Annotated in this window: 19 protein-coding genes; 5 read left to right on the top strand and 14 right to left on the bottom strand. The window is 70.4% G+C overall.

Going from position 1 to position 16,348, the window contains the following annotated elements; translation table 11 throughout:
* Window positions 1-28: 28 nt before the first annotated feature.
* Window positions 29-247 (bottom strand): DUF3046 domain-containing protein, encoded by a 219-nt coding sequence (locus tag ASG71_RS14845; RefSeq protein WP_056740635.1) that lies wholly within the window; start codon window positions 245-247, stop codon window positions 29-31.
* Window positions 248-288: 41 nt separating this feature from the next.
* Here ASG71_RS14845 and ASG71_RS14840 point away from each other — a divergent pair, with 41 nt between their 5' ends.
* On the top strand, window positions 289-810 hold the full coding sequence (locus ASG71_RS14840; RefSeq protein WP_056740628.1) for a MarR family winged helix-turn-helix transcriptional regulator: 522 nt from the start codon (window positions 289-291) through the stop codon (window positions 808-810).
* Between the two features lie 127 nt (window positions 811-937).
* Here ASG71_RS14840 and ASG71_RS14835 read toward each other — a convergent pair whose 3' ends face one another.
* From ASG71_RS14835 to ASG71_RS14805, 7 genes are all read right to left on the bottom strand, one after another.
* Window positions 938-1,390 carry a helix-turn-helix domain-containing protein gene (locus ASG71_RS14835; protein WP_056740626.1) on the bottom strand — a complete coding sequence of 151 codons (453 nt, stop codon included), beginning with the start codon at window positions 1,388-1,390 and terminating at the stop codon, window positions 938-940.
* A 139-nt stretch (window positions 1,391-1,529) separates the two neighbouring features.
* Window positions 1,530-2,060, bottom strand: coding sequence for a CinA family protein (locus ASG71_RS14830; RefSeq protein WP_082575224.1), 531 nt, complete (start codon window positions 2,058-2,060; stop codon window positions 1,530-1,532).
* A complete protein-coding gene (pgsA, locus tag ASG71_RS14825; RefSeq protein ID WP_056740624.1) occupies window positions 2,057-2,695 on the bottom strand; it encodes a CDP-diacylglycerol--glycerol-3-phosphate 3-phosphatidyltransferase in 639 nt (212 codons plus the stop codon). The genes ASG71_RS14830 and pgsA overlap by 4 nt, the downstream gene beginning before the upstream one ends.
* A gap of 9 nt (window positions 2,696-2,704) precedes the next feature.
* The gene (locus ASG71_RS14820; protein WP_056740622.1) at window positions 2,705-5,617 is read right to left on the bottom strand and encodes an FtsK/SpoIIIE family DNA translocase; all 2,913 of its coding nucleotides are present in this window, start codon (window positions 5,615-5,617) and stop codon (window positions 2,705-2,707) included.
* A gap of 151 nt (window positions 5,618-5,768) precedes the next feature.
* Complete coding sequence (locus ASG71_RS14815; protein ID WP_056740620.1) at window positions 5,769-7,460, bottom strand: ribonuclease J; 1,692 nt, start codon at window positions 7,458-7,460, stop codon at window positions 5,769-5,771.
* Between the two features lie 57 nt (window positions 7,461-7,517).
* Window positions 7,518-8,426 (bottom strand): 4-hydroxy-tetrahydrodipicolinate synthase, encoded by a 909-nt coding sequence (gene dapA / locus ASG71_RS14810; RefSeq protein WP_056740619.1) that lies wholly within the window; start codon window positions 8,424-8,426, stop codon window positions 7,518-7,520.
* Between the two features lie 64 nt (window positions 8,427-8,490).
* Entirely contained in the window at window positions 8,491-8,907 is a 417-nt protein-coding gene (locus ASG71_RS14805) for a hypothetical protein (RefSeq protein WP_235564124.1), read from the bottom strand.
* Window positions 8,908-9,002: 95 nt separating this feature from the next.
* On the opposite strand from ASG71_RS14805, the gene ASG71_RS14800 reads away from it, so the two are divergent.
* Complete coding sequence (locus ASG71_RS14800; protein ID WP_056740811.1) at window positions 9,003-10,229, top strand: heparan-alpha-glucosaminide N-acetyltransferase domain-containing protein; 1,227 nt, start codon at window positions 9,003-9,005, stop codon at window positions 10,227-10,229.
* On the opposite strand, the gene ASG71_RS14795 is transcribed toward ASG71_RS14800, so the two are convergent.
* Genes ASG71_RS14795 through glp form a run of 6 tightly spaced genes read right to left on the bottom strand, consistent with a single transcriptional unit; the run spans window position 10,226 to window position 14,235 of the window.
* Window positions 10,226-10,708: a hypothetical protein gene (locus ASG71_RS14795; protein ID WP_056740617.1), complete on the bottom strand. Its 483-nt coding sequence runs from the start codon at window positions 10,706-10,708 to the stop codon at window positions 10,226-10,228. The two genes, ASG71_RS14800 and ASG71_RS14795, sit on opposite strands and share 4 nt — an antisense overlap.
* Window positions 10,708-11,466 (bottom strand): 4-hydroxy-tetrahydrodipicolinate reductase, encoded by a 759-nt coding sequence (gene dapB, locus ASG71_RS14790; RefSeq protein ID WP_056740613.1) that lies wholly within the window; start codon window positions 11,464-11,466, stop codon window positions 10,708-10,710. Before dapB ends, ASG71_RS14795 begins: the two co-directional genes overlap by 1 nt.
* Window positions 11,467-11,518: 52 nt before the next feature.
* Window positions 11,519-11,998: a molybdenum cofactor biosynthesis protein MoaE gene (locus tag ASG71_RS14785; protein ID WP_056740612.1), complete on the bottom strand. Its 480-nt coding sequence runs from the start codon at window positions 11,996-11,998 to the stop codon at window positions 11,519-11,521.
* On the bottom strand, window positions 11,988-12,500 hold the full coding sequence (locus ASG71_RS14780; protein ID WP_056740809.1) for a MogA/MoaB family molybdenum cofactor biosynthesis protein: 513 nt from the start codon (window positions 12,498-12,500) through the stop codon (window positions 11,988-11,990). The genes ASG71_RS14785 and ASG71_RS14780 overlap by 11 nt, the downstream gene beginning before the upstream one ends.
* Before the next feature lie 5 nt (window positions 12,501-12,505).
* Window positions 12,506-13,030 carry a cyclic pyranopterin monophosphate synthase MoaC gene (gene moaC, locus ASG71_RS14775; protein ID WP_056740611.1) on the bottom strand — a complete coding sequence of 175 codons (525 nt, stop codon included), beginning with the start codon at window positions 13,028-13,030 and terminating at the stop codon, window positions 12,506-12,508.
* The gene (gene glp / locus ASG71_RS14770; RefSeq protein WP_056740609.1) at window positions 13,018-14,235 is read right to left on the bottom strand and encodes a gephyrin-like molybdotransferase Glp; all 1,218 of its coding nucleotides are present in this window, start codon (window positions 14,233-14,235) and stop codon (window positions 13,018-13,020) included. The genes moaC and glp overlap by 13 nt, the downstream gene beginning before the upstream one ends.
* A 120-nt stretch (window positions 14,236-14,355) precedes the next feature.
* Here glp and moaA point away from each other — a divergent pair, with 120 nt between their 5' ends.
* The 3 genes from moaA (at window position 14,356) to ASG71_RS14755 (ending at window position 16,344) form a co-directional block, all read left to right on the top strand.
* Window positions 14,356-15,486 (top strand): GTP 3',8-cyclase MoaA, encoded by a 1,131-nt coding sequence (gene moaA, locus ASG71_RS14765; RefSeq protein WP_200948007.1) that lies wholly within the window; start codon window positions 14,356-14,358, stop codon window positions 15,484-15,486.
* Between the two features lie 7 nt (window positions 15,487-15,493).
* Window positions 15,494-15,760: a MoaD/ThiS family protein gene (locus ASG71_RS14760; RefSeq protein WP_056740605.1), complete on the top strand. Its 267-nt coding sequence runs from the start codon at window positions 15,494-15,496 to the stop codon at window positions 15,758-15,760.
* Window positions 15,761-15,894: 134 nt separating this feature from the next.
* Window positions 15,895-16,344 carry a universal stress protein gene (locus ASG71_RS14755; RefSeq protein WP_056740603.1) on the top strand — a complete coding sequence of 150 codons (450 nt, stop codon included), beginning with the start codon at window positions 15,895-15,897 and terminating at the stop codon, window positions 16,342-16,344.
* Window positions 16,345-16,348: the final 4 nt, after the last annotated feature.

Raw genomic sequence — 16,348 nt, 5'->3', positions numbered from 1 at the left:
GGTCCCTGCCCGGCAACGGGCGGGTCCGTCAGCGCGGTTTGACGTCCCGGCCCAGCCGCCGCTCGGCCGGGACGTCCTGTACGTCGCACAGGGCCAGCCAGACCTGCTTGGGCGGCACGCCCGCGCTGAGGGCCTGGTCCGCGGTCCTGCCGCCGACGCCGGCCAGCACGAGGGAACTGCTCAGGACACGGGAGTACCCCGCGCCGAACTCGTCATCCATAAGCCGCCAGAAGTCGCTGATCCTCACCGGTAAAGTCTCTCACGGGCCCGGACCCTAGAATGGTTGCTATGAGCAACCCACACGGCACCGACCCCGATCCGGCGCGTACTTCCGGGACCGGCGGGGACTCCGCGGAGCAGGCGGTCGCCGACGTCGAACGCCAACTCAGCCTGCTGTGGCGGCGGGCGCGCTCAATGTCCCAGCAGCTCAGCCGGCAGGTCCACCCCGAGATGGAACCGGCCGCCTACGGCCTGCTGTCGGTGCTCCGGGCCAAGGGGCCGATCCGGTTGACCGAACTCGCCTCCTGCATCGGCGTCGGCAAGCCCTCGGTCAGCCGGCAGGTCGCCTTCCTCGAGGGCCTGGGGCTGGTCTCCAAGCAGGCCGATCCGCTGGACGGCCGCGCGCAGGCGATCAGCCTGACGCCGCAGGGCGAGGAGAAGATGCACCTGGTCCAGGACGCCCGGCGTGAGGTCTTCCGCGAGCGGTTGGCGGAGTGGCCGGCCACCGAGCTGGAAGCCTTCGCCGGCTACATGGCCAAGCTCAATGCCAGCTATGAACGTGACGGCTTCCCGCGCGACGACGGCCTGTAGGACCGCCCCGGGCCGCCTGCGCGGAACCGCCGATGCAGTAACGCCAAGGGCAGTAACGCCGACGCACTAACAAAGAAGGTCCCCGGCACACCGCCGGGGACCTTCTGTCGTTTGTGGGGTTCGGGGCCTAGCGGGCCCCGGAGAGCAGGCCGGTGGCCAGCTCGTCGTTCAGCTCGGTGTTGAGCTCACGGTCCAGGTCACGGCCGTAGCGCTGTGCGAATTCCTGCGGCACGGTGTCCGGGACGGCAACACCTTCGGCCACGGCGACGCGGTCGCTGACTTCGCGCAGCATGCTGGACAGCGGGACGTCGAGGGCCGAGCAGATCGAGGACAGCAGCTCCGAGGAGGCTTCCTTCTGGCCGCGCTCCACTTCACTCAGGTAGCCCAGGGAGACCCGGGCACTGTGCGAGACTTCGCGGAGGGTACGGCCTTGGCGCTGGCGGACATCGCGCAGGACATCACCGATTTCGTGACGAAGTACAACCATCTTGCGCTCCTTCTGTTCGCTCTGTGCCTGATCGGCGAGGCCCACATCCTTCCAGCGGACAACGCCGTTTACGGATACGGGCTGCTTTACCATCTGTATCGCCTTGCTCCCTCGTTGGTCTGGTCCGCGGTCGGGCCGCGAACGCTGTAATGCTTTCATCCTAGGCGCCACCCTTCTTCCGGGGCGACACAATGTAACAACTATTCGTGCGGGACTTTTGTTCCCGGCAACTTTACCCGCGGTAGCTTGCCGGGGACAGGGCGGTGAGCAGGCGTTCGAGGGCGGCGCCGCAGGCCGCCGCCCGAATCTCCTGGCGGCCGCCGTCGAACCGGTAGGCGTAGGAGGTGGCGCCGTCCGCGGTGGCGAGGCCGATGAACACGGTGCCCACGTCCTTGCCGTCGTGCGGCTCCGGTCCCGCCACTCCGGTGGTCGCGACGCCGACGTCGGCCCCGCAGGCGGTGCGTGCGCCCGCCGCCATTGCGGCGGCGACCTCCCCGTCGACCGAACCGACGGCGTCGAGGAGCTCGCGCGGGACGCCGAGGAGGTCCGACTTGACGGAGTTGGCATAGGAGATGACGCCGCCCTGCAGCATCGCGGAGGCGCCGGGGGTGTCCGCCAGCACGGCGCCGACCATCCCCGCGGTCAGGGACTCGGCGGTGGCGACCGTCAGGCCCCGCGCGACCGCTTCGCCGACCGCCTGCGCGGCGAGGCGGTGCAGGTTGGGGTGGGCGCCCGGCCGGGCGTCGGGCTGCTGCTGGTTCACGGCGCACCCTCGTTCAATTGCTGCTTCCGGGCCCGGATCCCGCTGGCCCGCAGTTTCAGGGCCTCCACGGTATATTCGGCGCCGGTCCAGACGGTGATCGCCAGGGCCGCCATCATGACGGCGAAGGCCACGAAGCCGAGCCAGGGGGCGATGGCCGCCAGCGGCATGACGTACAGGAAGATCGCGACGGTCTGCACCACGGTCTTGAGCTTTCCGCCGCGGGAGGCCGGGATGACGCCGTAGCGGATGACGAAGAAGCGCAGCGCCGTCACACCCCATTCGCGGACCAGGATCAGGGCCGTGACCCACCAGGGCAGCTCGCCCAGCAGGGACAGCATGACCAGGGCGGAACCGATCAGGAGTTTGTCCGCAATGGGGTCCGCGATCTTGCCGAAGTCGGTGACCAGGCCGCGGCTGCGGGCGATGTCGCCGTCGAGTTTGTCCGTGTAGATGGCCACCGCGAAGGCGACGACGGCGGCCCAGCGCCAGACGCCGCTGCCTGCCTGCAGCCCGGGGGCGTCAAGGATGAGGAACCACACGAAGAAGGGGACCAGCGCGATCCGCAGCATCGTGAGGATGTTCGGCAGGTTCCAGATCCGCGGGGCGGACCCGGCGTTGGTTTCGGCGCTCGTCACCCTCCTAGGCTACCGTCCGGTGAGGGACCAGGCGTCCTCGGAACCCTCGTCGTCCTCGCCTGACCCGTCGGCGCCGTCGTAATAGTCGACGCTCTGGGTGCGGTTGTCCAGGTCCGCGGCGACCAGGTCTTCGGCGTAGCCGCCCTGGGCGATGTTGGCGTTCGCGTTGTCGCTCAGCGCGGCGGTCTGCGAGTCCGGCGCGGCCGGGGCTTCCTGGCCCTTCATGGCCGCCAGCACGGCCGCGAGGTCGTCCGGCTTGACCAGCACATCGCGGGCCTTGGATCCCTCCGAGGGGCCCACCACTCCCCTGGACTCCAGCAGGTCCATGAGCCGGCCGGCCTTGGCGAAGCCGACGCGCAGTTTGCGCTGCAGCATCGAGGTGGAGCCGAACTGCGTGGTGACCACCAGCTCGGTGGCCTGCAGCAGGACCTCCAGGTCATCCCCGATGTCGTCGTCGATCTGCTTCTTCTCCGCCTCGGGTGCAACGTCGTCCCGGTAGACGGCCTTCAGCTGGCCCTTGACGTGCTCGACCACCTTGTGGATTTCCGATTCGGTGACCCAGGCGCCCTGGACACGCATGGCCTTGGAGGCGCCCATCGGCAGGAAGAGCGCGTCGCCCTGGCCGATCAGCTTCTCCGCCCCGGGCTGGTCCAGGACCACGCGGGAGTCGGTGACGGAGGAGGTGGCGAAGGCCATCCGGGACGGGACGTTGGCCTTGATCAGGCCGGTGACGACGTCGACCGAGGGCCGCTGGGTGGCCAGGACCAGGTGGATGCCGGCCGCGCGGGCCAGCTGGGTGATGCGCACGATGGAATCTTCGACGTCGCGCGGGGCCACCATCATGAGGTCGGCGAGTTCGTCCACGATCACCAGCAGGTACGGGTACGGGCGGATGACGCGCTTGGAGTCCACCGGCGGGTGGACCTTGCCGGCCCGGACGGCCTTGTTGAAATCGTCGATGTGCTTGAAGCCGTAGTTGGCGAGGTCGTCGTAGCGGGCGTCCATCTCGCGGACCACCCACTGCAGGGCCTCGGCGGCCTTTTTCGGGTTGGTGATGATCGGGGTGATCAGGTGCGGGACGCCCTCGTAGGCGGTCAGTTCCACGCGCTTGGGGTCCACCATGACCATGCGGACCTCGTCCGGGGTGGCGCGCATCAGGATCGAGGTGATCATGGAGTTCACGAAGGAGGACTTGCCGGCGCCGGTGGCACCGGCCACGAGCAGGTGCGGCATCTTGGCGAGGTTCGCCACGACGTAGCCGCCTTCGACGTCCTTGCCGACGCCCATCACCATGGGGTGGTCGGTGCGGCGGGCGTTCTGGCTGCGCAGCACGTCGCCGAGGGAAACCGTCTCGCGGTCGGTGTTGGGGATCTCGATGCCGATCGCGGACTTGCCCGGAATCGGGCTCAGGATCCGCACGTCCGAGCTCGCCACGGCGTAGGAGATGTTCTTGGACAGGGCGGTGACGCGTTCCACCTTGGTGCCGGGCGAGAGTTCGATCTCGTAGCGGGTCACCGTGGGGCCGCGGCTGAAACCGGTGACGGTGGCGTCCACGTTGAACTGGGTCAGGGTGTCGGTCAGCGCGGCGACGACGGCGTCGTTGGCCTCGGTGCGCTCCTTGGGGATGGACCCGGGGGTCAGGAAGTCCGACGCCGGCAGGGTGTAGGTGACATCGCCGGCGAGCGAGAGCTGTTCGGTGCGCTGCGGGATCGGGGTGGGCAACGGTGCCGGCGCGACGGGGTTCGACGGGACCTTCGGGGCGGCCGCGGCCGCGGAGCCGGCGGCGGCCATGCCGGGCGTGACCAGCGGGATCGCTTCCGTGGCGTTGTCTGCCCCGGTCCCGGCCGCCGCGCCCAGGCCCTGGGCGGCCTTGATCTTTTCGACCGCGATTTCGGCCTGGGTGGGCCGCCGCACGCCGGGCGCGACGTCGGGTCCCTTCCGGGCTCCCTTGCCGGCTGCGGCGGCGGGTTCGTCCTCGTCGTCGACGACGGCGTGTTCGAACGCCTCGTCGCCGACGTAGCCTTCCAGCCGGGAATCGGCGTCGTCGTCCTTGCCGAAGAGGCGTTTGCGCTTCTTCTTGGGTGCGGGGGCGTCGTTTTCGTAAAGGTAGCTGCGGTCGTGGGTGTCGTACTCCCCCTGCTCCTGCAGGTCGATGCCCATCAGGTGCTCGTAACCGCTGCGCAGCCGGGAAGGGATCGCGCCGAAGGGGGTGGCGGTGACGATCAGCAGCGAGGTGAAGGCGAGCAGGGAGTAGAAGGCCACCGGGACGGCGGGGTGGATGGTCGCCAGCGGCGCGGCGGCGAGGTAGCCGAGCATGCCGCCGGCCCGGCGGAGACCGTCGAAACCGTCGGCCACCGTGGGCTGGCCGCCGATGATGTGGGCCAGGCCGGAGCCGGCGAAGGCCATGATGAGGAAGCCGATCCCGATCCGGTTGTTGCCGCGGCCGTCGACCGGCTGGCGGAACAGCCGGAACGCGCAGACGAAGAGCATCAGCGGCAGCAGCAGCGACATCCAGCCGAAGGTGCCGTTGACGATGCTGTAGACCAGGTCCGGGAACCAGCCCTGGAAGCCCCACCACGCGAACGTGGCGATGAAGACGCCGAGGGCGAGGTTGAAGAGGGCTGCGCCGTCGCGGCGTTCCGCCGGGTCGAGGTCGCTGACGTCGGAGCCGATGCGCCGGATGCCGGCGCCGACCACGTGGCCCACGCCCAGCCAAGCACCGGCCACGACCCGCACGAGCCAAGGCTGGCGCGGTTCGACGGCGGCAAGCTGGCGGGTCCGGGCGGTCCCCTGCGTGCGGCTGGATTTGGATGCGGCCGCGCCGGAACCCCGGGCCTGGGAACTGCCGGATTTGCCGCTGGAGGTGCCGCGTGAACTGCCGCTGGAGTTACCCCTAGGCGCGGAGGAAGTGCGAGTCGCCATACCCGCTACGGTACCCGACCGGCGCCCGGTTTCCCCGGATTTCCGGGCCGGGCGGGACCATGTTGGAACGCCGTCGGCCTCCCCCGCGGGCCGCCGCACGGTGGCGGGGGCCGGCCGGGGAGGCCGACGGTGTGGTGCGGTGCTGCCGGGACTACGCCTCCAGGACCACCGGGATGATCATCGGCTTGCGGCGCAGCTTGCGGTTGACCCAGGTGCCGATGACGCGACGGACGACCTGCTGCAGCTGGTGCGTGGTGTGGTCCGCGTGGTTCTGCACGGCTTCCTCAAGGGCGGCGTTGATCTTGGGGATGATCTCGTCGAAGACGGAGTCGTCCTCCGCGACACCGCGGGCGTGGATCTCCGGGCCGGAGACGACCTTGCCGGTGGCCCGGTGGATGACCGTGATGATCGAGATGAAGCCCTCATCGCCCAGGGTCTGGCGGTCCTTGAGGTCCGCTTCAGTGACTTCACCGACGCTGGAGCCGTCCACGTAGACGAAGCCCACCTCGACCTGGCCGACGATGTCGGCCTGGTGCTCGCGGAGGTCGATCACGGTGCCGTTGTCGGCCAGCAGGATACTTTCCTCCGGGACACCGGATTCGAGGGCGATCCTGCCGTTGGCGATCAGGTGGCGGGTCTCGCCGTGGACCGGCATCGCGTTCAGCGGCTCGAGGATGTTGTAGCAGTACTGCAGCTCGCCCGCCGCGGCGTGGCCGGAGACGTGGACCTTGGCGTTGCCCTTGTGGATGACGTCGGCACCGAGCTTGAGGAGGCCGTTGATGATGCGGAAGACGGCGTTCTCGTTGCCCGGGATCAAGCTGGAGGCGAGGATGACGGTGTCGCCCTGGCCGACGACGACGCGGTGGTCCCCGTTGGCCATCCGGGACAGCGCCGCCATCGGTTCACCCTGGGAGCCGGTGGACATGAGGACCACGCGGTTGTCCGGCAGGTTGTCGATGTTCTTGATGTCCACGAGGATGCCGGCGGGGACCTCAAGGTAGCCGAGCTTCGCCGCGATGGCCATGTTGCGCACCATGGAGCGGCCGACGAAGGCCACCTTGCGGTTGTGGTTGGCGGCGGCGTCGAGGACCTGCTGCACACGGTGGACGTGCGAGGAGAAGGAGGCCACGATGATCCGCTTGGAGGCCTGGCCGAAGAGCCGGTCCAGGGTGGGGCCGATTTCCTTTTCCGCGGTGGTGAAGCCGGGAACGTCCGCGTTGGTGGAGTCGGACATGAACAGGTCCACGCCCTCCTCGCCGAGCTTGGCGAAGTGCCGCAGGTCGGTGATCCGGCCGTCGAGGGGCAGTTGGTCCATCTTGAAGTCGCCGGTGTGCAGGACGGTGCCGCCGGCGGTGCGCAGGAAGACGGCGAGGGCGTCCGGGATGGAGTGGTTGACGGCGACGAATTCGCATTCGAACGGGCCGAACTTCTGGACCTGGCCCTCGCTGACGATCATGGTCGCCGGCTTGATCCGGTGCTCCTGGAGCTTGGCTTCAATCAGCGCCAGGGTCAGCTGGGAGCCGACCACCGGGATGTCGTTGCGCAGGCGCAGCAGGTAGGGCACGGCGCCGATGTGGTCCTCGTGGCCGTGGGTGAGGATCACCGCGACGATGTCGTCGAGCCGGTTCTCGATGTAGGAGAAATCGGGCAGGATCAGGTCGACGCCGGGCTGGGTCTCCTCCGGGAAGAGGACACCGCAGTCGACGACGAGCAGCTTGCCGTCGATTTCGAAGACGGTCATGTTGCGGCCGATCTCGCCGAGGCCGCCGAGCGGCACGATACGCAGGGTGTTCCTGGGCAGCTTCGGCGGCGTCACAAGGCCGGGCAGGGCAGTTTGGGTCATAGTTCGCTACTTTCCAGGCGGAACAGGCAACGTCCTCGGCAATCTGGCTGGGCCGGATCAGGAGAAGACGAGTCCTGCTTCCGCCAAGTCCTCGCGGATTGTTTCGATCTCGGCTTCGCCCGGCTCCACGAGGGGCAAACGGACAACCGAGTTGGGCAGGACACCCTGCCACTTAAGAACCTGTTTCGCAGCGACGGCACCCTGGATGTGGGTCATCACTGCACGGACCACGGGGTCCAGTTCGAAATGTATGGTGCGGGCGGTGGCGAAATCGCCCGCAAGTGCGGCATCAATCATCGCACGGTACTGCCGGGTGGCTACGTGGGCCGAGACGCTGACGAGCCCAACGGCACCGGCCGCCATCCACGGCAGGGTCAGCCCGTCGTCGCCGGAGTAGACGTCCAGGTCGGTATTGGCCATCACCCGGGTAACGGCCGCGAAGTCGGCCTTGGCGTCCTTGAGGGCGACGATGCGGGGGTGCTCGGCGAGCCGGATCATGGTTTCCGGCAGGATCGGCACACCGGCGCGGCCGGGGATGTCGTACACCATGACCGGCAGGTCCGCGGCGTCGCTTACGGCTTCGATGTGCGCCTGGATGCCGGCCTGGCTCGGCTTGTTGTAGTACGGGGTGACGATGAGCTGGCCGTGGGCGCCCGCCTTGGCGGCCCGCTTAGCCATCTCGATCGAGTGCGAGGTGTGGTTGGTACCGGTGCCGGCGATTACCTTGGCCCGGTCCCCGACCGCCTCTACGATGACGCGGAACAGTTTTTCCTTTTCGTCATCCTCCAGCGTGGAGGTTTCGCCGGTAGTGCCGGAAATGACGAGGGCATCATTGCCATCGTCAACGAGCTTCGCGGCCAGCTCTGCGGACTGCTTGTAGTCGACCTCACCGTCGTTGGTGAACGGAGTGACCATGGCGGTCACAAGGGTTCCGAACGTGTAAGAGCGAATGTCAGAGTCAGCCATGGGAAAAACGTTACCCTGTCCCCCGCCGGTTAGGACAATGGCGGCGGCGTGATGCGCGTCAAAGTCAGCCCTCCTCCGCACCGGCCATTCCGGGCCCGGGAAGCGGCGCCGGACGCGGGGCAGGACTCGAGGCAGGCGCGGCGCAGTAACGGCCCACGGCCTCCACCCGCAGAGCCTCCGCCCAACCCGCCAGGCGCTGCGCAGCGCGGACGTAGTCGAACAGTTCTGTCGGGGTCAGCGCTTCAAGGTCCGTTTCCGCGAGCCGCCGCGCCAACTCGGCCCCGGGGGCCTGCTCGGCCAGGACGGTTCCCTCGCGGTGCCAGTTGGCGTCTTCCGGCGGCTCCCCGGCAACCAGTTGCCGGAAAAGAAAGTCGACGACTCCCGGGCTCATGGCCTTGAGGACGCCGGAGGCATTGGGCCCTGAGTCGTTGGGGCCTGAAGCGTTGGGCCCGGCGGGACTGGCCCCTGATACGTGGTTCATAACGCCATAATATTCGAACATATATTCGAATACAAGGCTGCCGCACGGGCTCGGGGGCGCCCGCTGCCGGCCCGGGACCGTGAGACGATCAGATGATGACTTCCCGCGGCACGGCTACCACTTCCAGGACCGCCAGGACCACGGCGGCGGCCCCGCGGCTGACCGGTATCGACGCCGCGCGCGGCCTCGCGCTGCTGGGCATGATGGCCACCCATGTGCTCCCCACCTTCGAGGCCGACGCGCAGCTGACCCCGACCTGGGTCGGACTGGCATTCTCCGGCCGCGCCGCCGCCCTGTTCGCGGTCCTCGCGGGAATCGGCCTGGCCCTCTCAACGGGAAGGGAGCGCCCGCTGGAGGGCCGGCCGCTGTGGGCGGCCCGCCGCGGCGTGGCGCTCCGGGCGCTGGTGGTCGCCGCCGTCGGGCTTTCCCTGGGCGGGCTGGAGGTCAACATCGCCGTGATCCTGGTCCATTACGCGGTGCTGTTCCTCTGTGTGCTGCCGTTCCTGGGCCTGGGCGTCAAGCGCCTGTGGGCCCTGGCCGCGGCCTGGATCCTCGCCTCGCCGGTCCTGGCCTATCTGCTTCGGCCCTGGCTGCTGGCGGCCGACCCGCCGCTCCGGCTCGGCCACAACCCTGGCTGGGAGGACCTGGCCACCCCGGCCCGGCTGCTCGGCGACGTCTTCCTCACCGGCTACTACCCGGTGCTGCAATGGCTGGCCTACCTGTTGGTCGGCCTGGGGATCGGCCGCCTGGCGCTGGCATCGGGGATCATGCCGTTCCTGCTGCTGGCGGCCGGCACCGCCGTGGCCGTGGCCGCCAAACTGCTCGGCACCGTGTTCATGGAGGACTGGGGCGGCCGGGCGGCCCTGCAGGCGCAGCTCGGCAGCGATTACCCGCTGGCCGGACTGCTGCAGGTGAACCTTGCGGGCGTGGAGCAGTCCGGTTCACCCTGGTGGCTGGCCTCCAGCGCGCCGCATTCGGGGACCACCCTTGACCTGCTGCACACCTCGGGGGTCGCTGCCGCCGTCGTGGGCCTGTGCCTGCTGCTGGGCCGGCTCGCCGACTGGCTGCAGCTGGACCTGCTGCTGCCGCTGCGCGGCGCGGGCGCGATGACGTTGAGCCTGTACACCGTGCACGTGTGGATCATGGCGTCCCTGCACGGCAGCCCGCTGCCGGCCGGCCGGACCTCGGAGGGCGTGTATTGGGCCCAGGCGCTCGCCGCGCTGGCCCTGGGCGGCGTCTTCGCCCGGCTGTCGTGGCGCGGGCCGCTGGAGTGGCTGGGACACGGGGCGAACCAGCTCGGCCGCGGCCGGCCCGGTCGTTAGGCCCCGCGGGAGCCTGCGCGGGACAGCCGGACGGCGTCCCGCATGGCGGCACGGGCGCGCTTGCGGTCACCGGCGGCGTCGTACGCGCAGCTGAGCCGGAACCACGAGCGCCAGTCCTCCGGCGCGGCCTCGGCCTCGGCCTGGTACTTCACGAATTCCCGGTCCGCGGCCTCGCGGATGATCCGGCCGGCCGGGGTGCGCGGCAGGGTGTCCTCCGGCAGGCCGCCCTCGGCCCCCAGGATCTTCGCCAGTTCCTCGGTCCGGGCGCCGAAGAGCAGCTCCCGCACCAGAGCCCACGCCCCGACCACCGGCAGCACCAGGTATGCCAGTCCAAGGGCCTTCGCCACCGGATTCGGATCCCCCAACAGCAGCACCGAGCGCTGCAGGGACACCACCAGGTAAAAGACCAGCAGAAGCGTCACCGCACCGACCCAGATCTTGGTGCGGTTGGCCTTCAGGACCGCCAGGACGTCCGCCATCAGAGGCCCAGGTCCAGGTAGCCGTCCAGGCCCACGGTCAGCCCCGGGTGGCCCGCGACGTTGCGCACCCCCAGCAACACACCGGGCATGAAGGAGGCCCGGTCGAAGGAGTCGTGGCGGAAGGTCAGCTGCTCCCCGGCGCCGCCGAGGAGGACTTCCTGATGGGCTACGAGGCCCCGCAGCCGGACGCTGTGGACCCGGACGCCGTCGACCTCGCAGCCCCGCGCGCCGGGACGTTCGCTCGTGGTGGCGTCCGGGCTGGCCGCGACGCCGGCGTCGGCGCGCTCGGCGGCGATCAGCTGGGCGGTGCGCACGGCGGTGCCGGAGGGGGCGTCCACCTTGTCCGGGTGGTGCAGCTCGATGATTTCGACCGACTCGAAGTAGCGGGCGGCCTTGGCGGCGAAGGCGGAGGCCAGGACCGAGCCGAGGGCGAAGTTGGGGGCGATCAGGACGCCGGTGCCGGGCCGTCCGGCGAGCAGGGCCTGCAGCCGCTCCAGCCGTTCGGCGTCCCAGCCGGTGGTGCCGACGACGGCGTGCATGCCGTGCTCGACGGCGAACCGGACGTTCGCCTCGGTGCTCTCGGGCACCGTCAGGTCCACCACGATCCGGGCTCCGGAGTCCACCAGGGTGTCGAGGGAATCGTTCCGGCCGAGGGCGGCGACGAGGGTGAGGTCTGCGGCGGCTTCCACGGCCTTGACGGCCTCGGCACCCATGCGCCCGGTGGCGCCCAGGACGGCGACGGCGAGTTGTTCGGTCATGGCATCAACCCTACCGCCGGGCGGGGCCCCGGCCTGAACCGGGACGGCGGCGTTACTCCCCCGCCCCGACCCACTCGACGGTGCCGTCGGTGAAGAACTGTTCCTTCCAGATCGGAACCTGCGCCTTGATCCGGTCCACGAGCTCGGCGCAGACCGCGAAGGCCTGTCCGCGGTGGGCGGCCGAGACGGCGCAGACCAGGGCGGGATCGCCGATCTCCAGCATCCCGGTCCGGTGTGCGGCCCAGATCTTCACCGGCTGGGACGGTGCTCCCGCACCGGCGGGGGCCTGCTCGGCGACGAGCTGAGCGACGACGTCGGTCATCACCTGGTGCGCGGTGGGGTGCGCGCTGTAGCTGAGCCGCTGGACCGGTTGGCCGCCGTCGTGGTTGCGGACCACGCCGCTGAAGCTGACGACGGCGCCGGCCGTGTCGGATTCGACCGCGGCGATGGCCAGGTCCACCGAGATGGGTTCGGCGCTGAGCACGGCGTGGACGATTTCAAAGGCGGATTCGGTGCCCGGTTCAGTGTCCATGGCTGCCTTCCAGCTGGTCGCAGAGGTGGCCCAGGATCGGGTCCAGGACGCTGAGGCCGTCCATGACGCCCTTCGGTGACCCCGGGAGGTTGACGATAAAGGTGCTGCCGGCGGCCCCGGCGTGGCCGCGGCTGAGCATGGCCATCGGGGTCTTGGCGGTGCCCGCGCTGCGCAGGCCCTCCATGATGCCGGGGATTTCCCGGTCCAGCAGCGGCAGGGTCTGTTCCGGCGTCGCGTCGGTCGGGCTCAGGCCGGTGCCGCCGCTGGTGATGATGACGGCGGGGTGCTGGGTCAGCAGCGCGCGCAGGGCGGCCCCGACGGGCTCGCCGTCGGGCACGACCATCGCGGGGAAGGGCTCGAAGCCGTGCTCGGTCAGCCAGTCGGCGATGACCGGGCCGGTGAGGTCCTCGTAGATGCCGGCGGCGGCGCGGGTGGACGCGATCACGATGCCCGCCTTGCGGCCGGTGGCTTCGCCGTGGCGGTGCGGGTCGGGCTGGTTCATGCCGGTCACAGGGTCCAGTCCCCGCTCTTGCCGCCGCTCTTGGCCAGCACCTTGATGTCGGTCAGGACCGCGTGCTTGTCCACGGCCTTGATCATGTCGTACACGCTCAGGGCCGCGACGGACACCGCGGTGAGCGCTTCCATCTCCACGCCGGTCACCCCGCGGGTCTTGACCGTGGCGAACACGGTGACGGACTCGGCGTCGAGCTCAAAATCGACGGTGACCTTGGTCAGCGGCAGCGGGTGGCAGAGCGGAATCAGGTCCGGGGTCTTCTTGGCGGCCAGGATGCCGGCGACGCGGGCGACCGCGAGCGCGTCGCCCTTGGGCAGCTCTCCGGCGCCGAGCAGGGCCAGCACCTCGGCGGTGCTGTTGACCGTGGCGGTGGCGGTGGCCTCCCGCGTGGTCTCGGCCTTGTTGGACACGTCGACCATCTGGGCGGTGCCGTCCTGGCGGAGATGGGTCAGGACAGCCTGGTCCGGGGAGGCTGGACCCTTCGGGGTGGGGTTCTCTGTTTCGCTCACAGTATCCATACTTCCACCTCATCGCCCCCGGCGAGCGCCGCCGTTCCCGCCGGGACCTGGACCAGGACGTTCGAGCGGGCGAGCGCATGCACCAGGTGGGAGCCCGCGCCGCCGACCAGGCTGACGGTGCCGTCCGGGCCGAGGCTGCCGCGCCGGACCTGGTGCTTGGCCTCCGGTGAACTCAGGGCCTCGGCAAGGCGGCCCCGCACCACGGGCCGGGGCGCCGGCGCCCCGAGGAGCCCGGAAAGTACGGGCCGGAGGAACATCTCAAAGGAGACCAGGCAGCTGACCGGGTTCCCGGGGAAGGCCAGGACCGGCACCCCCTCGAAGCTGCCCAGCCCCTGCGGTCCGCCCGGCTGCATCGCGACCGGCCCGAATTCGACGTCGTGGTCCGCCAGCGCCTGCCGCACCACCTCGTAGGCGCCCTTGCTGACTCCCCCGGTGGTGATCACCAGGTCCACTTCCGGTGCGTGCCGGTGCAGCAGCTGCGCCAGCTCGTCCGGGTTGTCGGCGGAGATGCCGGTGCGGGTGACGGCCACGCCGGCCTGGCGCAGGGACGCTTCGAGCAGGGTGCCGTTGGCGTCGTAGATCCTGCCGGGCTCCAGCGGGCTGCCGGGCTCCACGACCTCATCCCCGGTGGTCACGAGCAGCACCCGTGGCGCGGCGTGCACGGGGACCTCGGTGAGGCCCAGGGCGGCGAGCAGGCCGAGCTGGCCGGGGCCCAGGAAGGTGCCGGCAGCAAGGGCCGTCGCTCCCGCGGCGATGTCGCTGCCGGCGTCGCGGACGTAGTTTCCGGCCGGCGTGCCGGGCAGCCGGACGGTCGCGGCCGCGCCCGGGGCCGGGAAGGAGTCCGGGAGCGCCTGCTCAATGGGGACGACGGCGTCGGCGCCGGCCGGGATCATCGCACCCGTCATGATCGGCGCGGCGCTGCCGGGGACGAGGGGTGCGGGTTCGGCCCCGGCCGGGACGGGAGCAGCGACGCGCAGTTCGGCGCCGCCGTCGGGAAGGTCCGCGCTGCGGACCGCGAAGCCGTCCATCTGCGAGTTGGCGAACGGCGGAAGGTCAAGCGGGGCGACGACGTCGGCGGCCAGACCGCGGCCCAGGGCGTCCCGGAGCGGCACCGTCTCGACCCGGTCCGCCAGCGGGGCCAGCAGCGCACGCACCTTGGCCCGGTGCGCTTCGACGGTCACGGTCCTGTGTGCGGTGTGGTGCATGGGTTCCTGGCCTTCGGCTCGGCGGGCGGGGCGTCAGGTTTACTGTAACCGGGCGGCGGGCGCCGAATCTCCCGCGGCGGGGGGCGTGATGCCCGGCCCGCAGTGGCGTAGCCTGACTTTATGAGTGTTCAGCTTGGCATGCCCCAGCCCCGCTCCGCCGGCGGCTCCGGCACGGACCTTCCGGCGCCCGCCGGGCGGCCGGCCGGAATGCCCGCCGGACTCGTTGACAGGTACGGCCGCACCGCCACGGACATGCGGCTGTCCCTGACGGACAAATGCAATCTGCGCTGCACCTACTGCATGCCGGCCGAGGGCCTTGAGTGGCTGGCCAAGCAGGCCGTCATGACGGCGGAGGAAATTGTCCGGATCGTCCGCGTCGGCGTCAGCCTGCTGGGTGTGCGCGAACTGCGCCTGACCGGCGGGGAACCGCTGGTCCGGGCCGACCTGCTGGACATCATTTCCGCCCTTCGCTCGGAGCACCCCGACCTGCCCATCTCGATGACCACCAACGCCGTGGGCCTGGACAAGAAAGCTGCCGGGCTGAAGGCCGCCGGGCTCACCCGGATCAACGTCTCGCTGGACTCCCTGCACGAGGAGACCTTCACCAAGCTGACCCGGAGGCCGTTCCTGGACCGTGTGCTGGCCGGCGTCGACGCCGCCTGGGCCGCCGGGCTGGGACCCGTGAAGCTCAACGCGGTGCTGATGCGCGGGATCAACGACGCCGAGTCGCCGGCCCTGCTGGCATGGGCGCTGGAGCGCGGGTATGAACTGCGGTTCATCGAACAGATGCCCTTGGACGCCGACCACGGCTGGACGCGCCGAAACATGATCACGGCCGCCGAGATCCGGGAGCTGCTGTCCGCTGACTACGTGCTCAGCGCCGATCCCCGGGAGCGCGACGGCGCCCCGGCCGAACGCTTCGAGGTCCGCGCCCGGGTGCCCGGCACGGACCAGGCCGCCGGCCCGGTGCTCGGGACCGTGGGGATCATCGCCTCGGTGACCGAGCCGTTCTGCGCCGACTGCCGGCGCACCCGGATCACGGCCGAGGGCAAGATCATGAGCTGCCTGTTCTCCCGCGAGGAGACGGACCTGCTGGGCCTGCTGCGCAGCGGCGCCACCGACGGGCAGCTCGCCGAACGCTGGCAGGATGCGATGTGGCTCAAGCCCAAGGCCCACGGCATGGACCACGTCGGACTGGACGCACCGGACTTCGTCCAGCCGGACCGCAGCATGAGCGCCATCGGAGGCTGACCCACCCGTGCACGTACGTTACTTCGCCGCCGCGCGCGCCGCCGCCGGCCGGGACGAGGAAAAATTCGACCTGGCCGGCGGCGCGACGCTGGCCGAGCTGATCGAGGCGGTCCTCGCCGTCGAGCGCCCCGAGCCGCCGGCCGGCACCCCGCCGCTGGAACGGATCCTGGCCCGCTCCAGCTTCCTGCTCAATGAGGTGGCGGTCCGCAACACCTCGGCGGCGCTGGGCCCCGACGACGTCGTCGACGTACTGCCGCCGTTCGCCGGCGGCTAGGCTCCTTCACCGAAGCGCGCTCCCCCGCGGGCTCCGCGGCCGACGGGTCCAATGGCACTCGCGGTGCCGGGTCCCGGCGTAGCACCATGGGGAGCTGTCCCGCTCCGGGGGCGTCCGCCGACGTAAGGATTGCCATGGCCGCAAATGCACCCTTCACGATCGTCGTCGGCGTGGACGGGTCCGCGCAGTCGCGGGCGGCGATGGACTGGGCCGTGGAGGAAGCCCGGCTCCGGCACGGCAGCATCCTGGCGCTGACGGCATGGCACTACCCCTACGTCTCCGACGCGCTCGGCCAGAGCTGGGATTACGAGATCTTCCGGACGGACGCCCAAGTGATCCTGGATGAGGAACTCGACCGAGTCCGCGGCGCCACCGTGCCCGTCGAAGGCCGCGTGGTCCAGGGCAACCCGGGCGCGGTCCTGGTCGAAGCCTCCCGGGGCGCCGACCTTGTGGCCGTGGGCTCCCGGGGACACGGCGGTTTCGCGGGCCTCCTCCTCGGTTCGGTCTCCAGCCAGGCGGTCCACCACGCGCACTGTCCCGTCCTGGTGTTCAGGGAACCGCCCGCCCGCCCGGCGCCGGTTTAGGCGG

The organism is Arthrobacter sp. Soil763 (genome assembly GCF_001428365.1).
Lineage (GTDB): Bacteria > Actinomycetota > Actinomycetes > Actinomycetales > Micrococcaceae > Arthrobacter.
This window is presented reverse-complemented; position numbering and strand designations above follow the sequence as displayed.